This is a genomic window from Mongoliitalea sp. (assembly GCF_054166905.1).
Map to the genome: position 1 here is coordinate 19,620 of NZ_JBSZCK010000021.1, position 7,395 is coordinate 27,014.

The 7,395-nt window shown below is 38.6% G+C and carries 5 protein-coding genes; 2 read left to right on the forward strand and 3 right to left on the reverse strand.

Annotated features, from left to right (window positions below; all coding sequences use genetic code 11):
* Positions 1-6: 6 nt before the first annotated feature.
* The 3 genes from ACXIUD_RS07140 to ACXIUD_RS07150 all read right to left on the reverse strand — a co-directional run bounded on the left by ACXIUD_RS07140 (position 7) and on the right by ACXIUD_RS07150 (position 4,468).
* Complete coding sequence (locus ACXIUD_RS07140; protein ID WP_458051935.1) at positions 7-2,403, reverse strand: GumC family protein; 2,397 nt, start codon at positions 2,401-2,403, stop codon at positions 7-9.
* A 21-nt stretch (positions 2,404-2,424) separates the two neighbouring features.
* A complete protein-coding gene (locus tag ACXIUD_RS07145; protein WP_458051936.1) occupies positions 2,425-3,237 on the reverse strand; it encodes a polysaccharide biosynthesis/export family protein in 813 nt (270 codons plus the stop codon).
* A gap of 310 nt (positions 3,238-3,547) precedes the next feature.
* Positions 3,548-4,468, reverse strand: coding sequence for an AraC family transcriptional regulator (locus tag ACXIUD_RS07150; RefSeq protein WP_458051937.1), 921 nt, complete (start codon positions 4,466-4,468; stop codon positions 3,548-3,550).
* A 368-nt stretch (positions 4,469-4,836) separates the two neighbouring features.
* Between ACXIUD_RS07150 and ACXIUD_RS07155 the strand changes: the two genes are divergently transcribed.
* Together ACXIUD_RS07155 and ACXIUD_RS07160 are read left to right on the forward strand one after the other, a co-directional pair.
* Positions 4,837-6,363, forward strand: coding sequence for an aldehyde dehydrogenase family protein (locus ACXIUD_RS07155; protein WP_458051938.1), 1,527 nt, complete (start codon positions 4,837-4,839; stop codon positions 6,361-6,363).
* Between the two features lie 223 nt (positions 6,364-6,586).
* Entirely contained in the window at positions 6,587-6,994 is a 408-nt protein-coding gene (locus tag ACXIUD_RS07160; protein ID WP_458051939.1) for a DUF779 domain-containing protein, read from the forward strand.
* Positions 6,995-7,395: the final 401 nt, after the last annotated feature.

Here is a 7,395-nt window from a genome sequence, read left to right on the forward strand (position 1 = left end):
TAATAACTATAAGGCAGCTTTATCCCTACCCAAAATACTTTTGGTCTTTCCCTTTTTTTCCTGACCATAATACTGATGATTGTAGCCTTTATAAGTCAACAATTTATCAGGAACTCCATTTAATATGGCACAAATATTTTTGATACCTTTTTGAATCTTGACATTGTTTACCTCTTCGATAAAAGCCTTCTGACTGAATTTATGCCGTAAAACATATACAAATAAATCTACATGCTTAATCACCTCATATGACTGAGAAATCAACCCTACTGGAGGGGTATCCAAGATAATTACCTCATAAATGGCTTTTAATTCATTGATTAACTGCACAAATCTCGGGGAGGCCATCAAATCGGAAGGATTTGGAGGCATGGGGCCCGCTGTAATCACATCGAATAAGGGCACATTGGTAGGCTGAATCAATTCAAAAACCGAATCGGATTGCTTACTTAAATAATTTGATAGGCCTATTTGAGTATCTAAGTTGAAATCCTCCATAGCATTTGGTTTAAACATATCACAACCAATCAATAACGTCTTCTTTTCATTCAATGCATAAATTGAAGCCAAATTGATCGCCGTAAATGTTTTCCCTTCTCCTGACAAGGTAGATGAAACAGCAATTGTCAGTTGTTGATCTCTAGGGATAACAAAGGAGATATTAGTTTTCAAGGCTCTGAATGATTCTGAAGCCATGGAGCGTGGATTATTGATCACTTCCAAATCTGATCCTTTTAGCACGGATGGGATTTTAGCCATTAACGGTACCATTAATTGTTCTTCTAACTCTTTTGGATCTTTGATCTTGGTATTGGCAAGCTCTAGGGTAGTGATGACAGCAACAGGAATTATAAAACCCAGCGCAAAGAAAATTACATAAATTGCCGTTTGCTTGGTTTTAATCGGCTTGCCACCAGCTCTTGCAGCTTCTACAATTTTATTATTGTTGTAATTGGATGCCATGGCAATTGCTGCTTCGGCTCTGCGCTGTTGTAAATAATTATAAATGGATTCATTTAACACTTTCCCCCGCTCAATGCGAATTAAATTCTGTTCCGTTCCTGGTAATCTACTAAATTGACGCTCTGAATTTTGAATACGCGCTTCTAAATCGTTGATCTTTAGCTGCACATTTCTTGACAAATTCCTTACTATTTCCTGAATAGAAGCTGTCAATTCCCCGATGCGTTTATTTAAATCCCGAACCCGCGGAGAAGCCTCTGTTTGTGTGTTTAATAAAAAGGAACGCTGAGATTGTAAGTCAATTAAGTTTTCAACCAAGGAATTTAAGGTTCTATCCTCTATCCCAATTCCTGCTGGAGCAATGATTTTATCCAAACTGCCAGTTCCCAGATAGCGGCTGACTTCATCGAAGTAGTTTTTGAAGAAACGCTCTCTGGACAGCTCGGCTTCCAAATTCGTCAATTGTTGAAAAACGGTTCCGCTTTCGGATGCCACATTGTAAGTTCTATTTCTCGTTCTAAAATTTTGCAAATTGTCTTCGAAGTAACTTAAGGTATCAGCAACACCTGCAATCTGGAAATCAATAAACTCTACCGTTCGACTAGCCATGCGGTTTTTATCTTCCAATTCAATATCCAAATAGGTTTCCATTAATGCATCTAGATAATCTGCACCTTTCCTCGGATGACTCGTATTGATTGTGAGTCCTAACACAGTAGAAGCATTATCAAAAGGAAATACCAATAAGTTTTCCCCTGAATATTGGGAGATAAGGGAACCTGTAGTTCTTAGCTCAATCAAAATTTCACCTTCGGGAAGATCTTTCACAAGGTTCACGGTGAATTTATATAATTGAGAATCGGTTATTTCTCCGAATTTATGTTTGAATGCTTTCTCACTATCTAACTCAATTTCCTCATAAACCACTCCCGGTACATTTTTGAAGTAATTCTTGCCTGGAAATGATACCGTATAGGTTTGATTATCTTTCCAAGAAATCTTTATTTTATCAGCTAAAATCTGCGTACTCTCCCAATCAACAATTACTTCAATCGGAGAGCTTGTATATAGATCCGTATCGGTAAAAAAACCAGGTTGGTAATAATCCACATCGAATTTTAACTTAGCTAAAGCGCGTTCAGCTACGGGTCTTGATGTCAAGAATACGGATTGATTGGCAATCAATTGATCTGTTCTACTACCCAACGAACGCGGTAAGCCCGTTAAATTTAAAATATTGGAAGTATTATCATCTTCTTTAATAAAAAACTTAGCATTGGCCTGATAAATTGGCGGAGTAGTTTTGTTTATATAGAATGCTATTCCCAAAGCAACAACCACAGAAGCTGCCACATAGGGCCAATATTTGATATATTTTACTATAAACTTAAAAGGATCAAATGCAGGCGCATTTTCATCGGTAGTTTGATACTTATTCATGACTTTGGAAATTTCTTAGTTTTAACGGGTAGAAGTGGTGTAAATCAGTACTCCTACTGTAATCACACTTATTAATAGTTGCATGGTCTGTAATAGGTTAACACCTGTACCTAATTCCCGGACTTTCATGGGTTCAACGTAAATCATGTCGTTGGGCCTCAAGTAATAGAACTCTGTATCCATGATTTTGTCGGAATTCAGGTTGATTCTATAGGACCTAGAACCTTCCGGATATTGTCTAATCAACAATACATTCCCTCGATTTGCTAATACATTCATATCTCCTGCATTTGCGATTGCTTCAAAGATGGTCAAGCGGTTTTGAAGGATGGTATATTTACCCGGTCTGTTGAACTCCCCCAAGGCACTATATCGAATACCTCCCAATCTAATCCTCACAAAAAGATTTTCATCCCCCACCACAATACCTTTCATTTTATTTTCAATAGCTAATTTAGCTTCTTCTACCGTCATACCTGCAAGGTTTACCTCTCCTAAAACCGGCAACTCAATTTTCCCTTCATTGTCCAAAGTATATCCCGTCATATAAAAAATATCACCACCTGCCATTATTCCTCCCATCATACCAAATCCACGGTTACTTCCCCCTATATCAAACATTTCATTCAATAAGGGGTCATTGGTTTTAATATTGATTTCTACCACATCATTGAATTGTAATTTGTAATCTTCGATCACAGCTGGAAACAAGCGGCTGTAGCTAATCACAGGCTTCCCTGATTCTGGCTGCATGTAAATCACTCTCTTGTTTGAAATACAGCCATTTAACAAGATGAAGAGTAATCCGAATTGGATGATTTTGAAGAATCTCATAAACAATAATTATACATAAAGGCAAATCGATGGCTCAAATATAAAGACTTTTACATAGAATAAAATGCTTTTCATATCTATTTTTTTGAATTTAACATGAATTTAATGCGAAATGCTCCTAAAAAGATGTCAAATAAACCAAAAATAGCAGGCAGGAAACCCGAGAGTAAGCATGTTTACTCCTATGTAAGTTCGTCTGAAGCTTGAACTTATCATTCAAAAATAGATAAATTCTACAAATCCATCAGTTTTTATTTAAAAATTTGCTCCTTCTTATGAAAAAACCTAGAAATCAAACACAAGCGGGTATTTAGGCATAATTTCCTTGGAAGACTTTTGGGGTCATGCCGAATTCATTTTTGAAGGCCCGGATAAAATAGGTGCTGTTATTAAAACCTGCCATGTAACACACTTCCTGTATTTGATAGGAACCCAATTGCAGGTATTGCTTAGCTAATTTCAAACGCTCTTTTAAAATAAATTCCATAGGACTCAAACCTAATTCATTTTTGAAAGTCCTGCAGAAGTGTGCCTTACTCATACAGGCTTTTTCAGCGATTTTTTCCAAAGTCAACTGTTCCCGTAAGTTATTTTTCACAAAATCCACTACAAAACCCAATCTATTGGAAAGGGCTAAGTTCTTGTAGGACTTCTCCAGCATTTCCCGTGCCTGGGTTTGGGTGAGGCGAATTAGCAATTCCTTCAAAGCGAAGGAAGCAATCAAGTCCTTTTCTCGAGAGCGTTCTTTAATACCTATTTTAATAAACCTATTGATTATCTCCGACAAATCATTTGTATTGATCAAATGAAAGTAAGCAAGATCCAAGCCCCACTCGGCAGTCAGTTCTTTTTTGGGTAATTTCTCATTTAATAAATTAAAGGTATCCTCAATCATTTCCTTGGAAATAGAAAGTGCTATGCACTGGGTAGGGTTATCCAACTGGGCTTCGGGAAAATCTATCTTCATCACCTCATTAGGCGGAACGATAACAGACTCTCCTGGAAGGTAATCAAAACCAGGTCTATCAAATAAATGCATGACCTTTTTCCCCTTCAACATGGTGGTCAAGACTAAATCACCAAAGCATAAATTGACATCGGCTGCCTGTTGGTGTGTTTCAAAAATATTCAATTCACAATTACTCAACGTATAGGTAGTCCGGTTTTCTACTAATGTTCGGAGATCCTTTTCATTTCTCCAAGGTACTCCTGCGATAAATTGTGAACTCATGATTTTTTTGGGTTTATTAGATATGTTTACTAGCTATGGGTTAAATTTTTGATTCACCCACCTTAACTTTTCCAAAGTTGATCCGGTGTTTAAGCAATCGATCGAATTCAACTATAAACTTTGGAAAAGTTTCCCTTAGTAATTTTTCTTACCGTCTTTGATTAAAGGATAAGAAATATAGTAATTATCAGAGGTTTAAGAAATCAATTTGATTAAAATTATACAAAGTTTACGGAATTTTCAGAGAATTTGTTGATTGAGGTATTTCGTTGCTTTGTCACTAGAGGTGGATAATTGAGCAATATGGGTTGACTTTTTCAAAATATTAAGTGGGAAATTTGAACAAATCCAAAATTAACCTCAAAATTATGTCAACATTAACATTATCTCAGGCGAAGCCTGTTGAAAGACCCAACATCAAAGAGAAGTATGACCATTACATTGGTGGTCAGTGGGTTGCTCCTGCATCAGGAGAGTATTTTGATAACATCTCCCCTATTGATGGGAAAGTTTTTTCAAAAGCAGCACGTGGTAACAAGCAGGATGTAGAAAAAGCCTTGGATGCTGCACATGCCGCTTTTCCTGCCTGGTCCAAGACCTCAGCCGCTGAAAGAAGCCGTATCCTCAATAAAATCGCAGATGTCATCGAAGAAAATCTCGAAATGCTTGCCCGCATCGAAACTATCGATAATGGGAAAGCACTCCGGGAAACCCGCGCTGCAGATTTACCACTCTGCGTGGATCATTTCCGTTATTTCGCAGGTGTCATCCGTGCAGATGAGAGTTCTATCTCCGAACACGATGAGCATACCGTCAGTATTGCGCTTCATGAACCGCTTGGGGTTGTGGCACAAATTATCCCATGGAACTTCCCCCTCTTAATGGCCACTTGGAAAATTGCCCCTGCATTGGCTGCCGGTTGCTGTACCGTAGTAAAACCTGCTGAGCAAACACCTACCAGCATTATGGCATTGATGGAATTGATCGGAGATTTGCTTCCTCCGGGAGTTCTGAACGTGGTATCGGGATTTGGCCCTGAGGCAGGTAAGCCATTAGCTACCTCACCAAGAGTTGCGAAGGTTGCCTTTACAGGTGAGACTACTACTGGTCGTCTAATCATGCAATATGCTTCTGAAAATCTGATACCAGTAACCATGGAGTTGGGAGGAAAGTCTCCAAATATCTTTATGAAGTCTGTTGCTGATGCAGATGATGAGTTTTTCGACAAAGCTGTGGAAGGTGCCGTACTTTTTGCCTTGAATCAAGGAGAAGTATGTACTTGCCCATCAAGAATACTCGTTCACGAAGATATTTACGATAAATTCATGGAGCGAGTAGTAGCCAGAACCAAAGCAATCAAAATGGGCCATCCACTAGCTGAAGACACCATGATGGGCGCACAGGCTTCCAATGATCAATTCGAAAAGATTCTTTCCTACTTGGACATCGGCAAGCAAGAAGGTGCCGAAGTATTGTGTGGGGGTGATAAAGCTGCTTTGAATTCAGGCTTGGAAGGTGGTTATTACATTCAACCAACCATTTTCAAGGGTCATAATAAGATGCGTATCTTTCAGGAAGAGATTTTTGGTCCCGTAACTTCTGTTACTACCTTCAAAACTACTGAGGAGGCCATTGCTATCGCCAATGATACCATGTATGGTTTGGGTGCCGGTTTATGGTCTAGAGATGCTCATGAGTTGTATCAGATTCCGAGGGCCATTCAGGCGGGTAGGGTTTGGGTAAACTGTTACCATGCTTACCCTGCACATGCACCTTTCGGAGGATATAAGAAATCAGGTTTTGGTAGAGAAAACCATCTGATGATGCTTAATCACTACCGTCAGACTAAGAATATGTTGATTTCTTATAATAAGAATAAGTTAGGCTTTTTCTAAGAAGCGAGAAACTAGAAGCGAGCTTGTCTACCGTTAGGTAGGAGATTAGAAAGAAAATAGGAAGGATGAGGGATGAAGGATGAAATTGACAAACTTCATATTTATCTATCATTCTTTCTCTTGTTTCTGGCTCCTGCTTGACAAGTCTAACCTCTGAATCCTTGCATCTTACAGCAGGCAAGTCTCTTTCTGATTTCTAAATCTAAAATCTTTAATTCCTCCTATGGAAAACTACGTTCCTCGAGTTATTTTGTCTGAAGCAGCAATAGAAACCATCGATACCTTACGGAAGCGCTTTGGTAAGGATTTGATGTTTCATCAGAGTGGGGGTTGTTGTGATGGATCTTCGCCCATGTGTTTTGAAAAAGGGGATTTTAAAGTGGGGGCTAATGATATTTGGATGGGGAACATCTATGGTTGCGATTTTTTTATGAATCAGGATCAGTTTGAGTATTGGAAGCATACGCAATTGACCTTGGATGTTACGCCTGGAAGGGGGAGCAGTTTTTCAATCGAGATTCCGATGGGCATTCGGTTTATGATTCGATCCAGATTGTTTACCATGGAGGAATTGAAGAATCTCTTACCTACCAAAACTGGGGAGGAAATGATGGAGGAGGGGTTGTTATAACTCCTAATCCCTGTAAATTCAACTCCTCCGGAGTTGGGAGTACCAAAGTTGTAATCCATGCTTTTCCCCGAGTTGGCACTCGGGGCTAATAACCTGCGGTAGTTAACTCCTGTCGGAGTTGAGTAAGTCTTTCAATAAATAGGTGCTTCCTTGCTGAATTTACCTTCATTTAAAGAAAACGCTTCAAAATTAAAACCCATTGACATTTAATTTAGGATAACTTTTCCAAAGTTCAGTTATGTGAAACATGGTTGACCTTACTTGTTTAAAACTTTGGAAAAGTTTCATTCAACCCATAACCACATCTAAAGGACATTAAAAAAGAATAGGAAGGAAGTACCCAAATTTTTTTGAGGGAGATTTGGTCGTATACAACTACGCTTATTCATGAAAGAAGATTC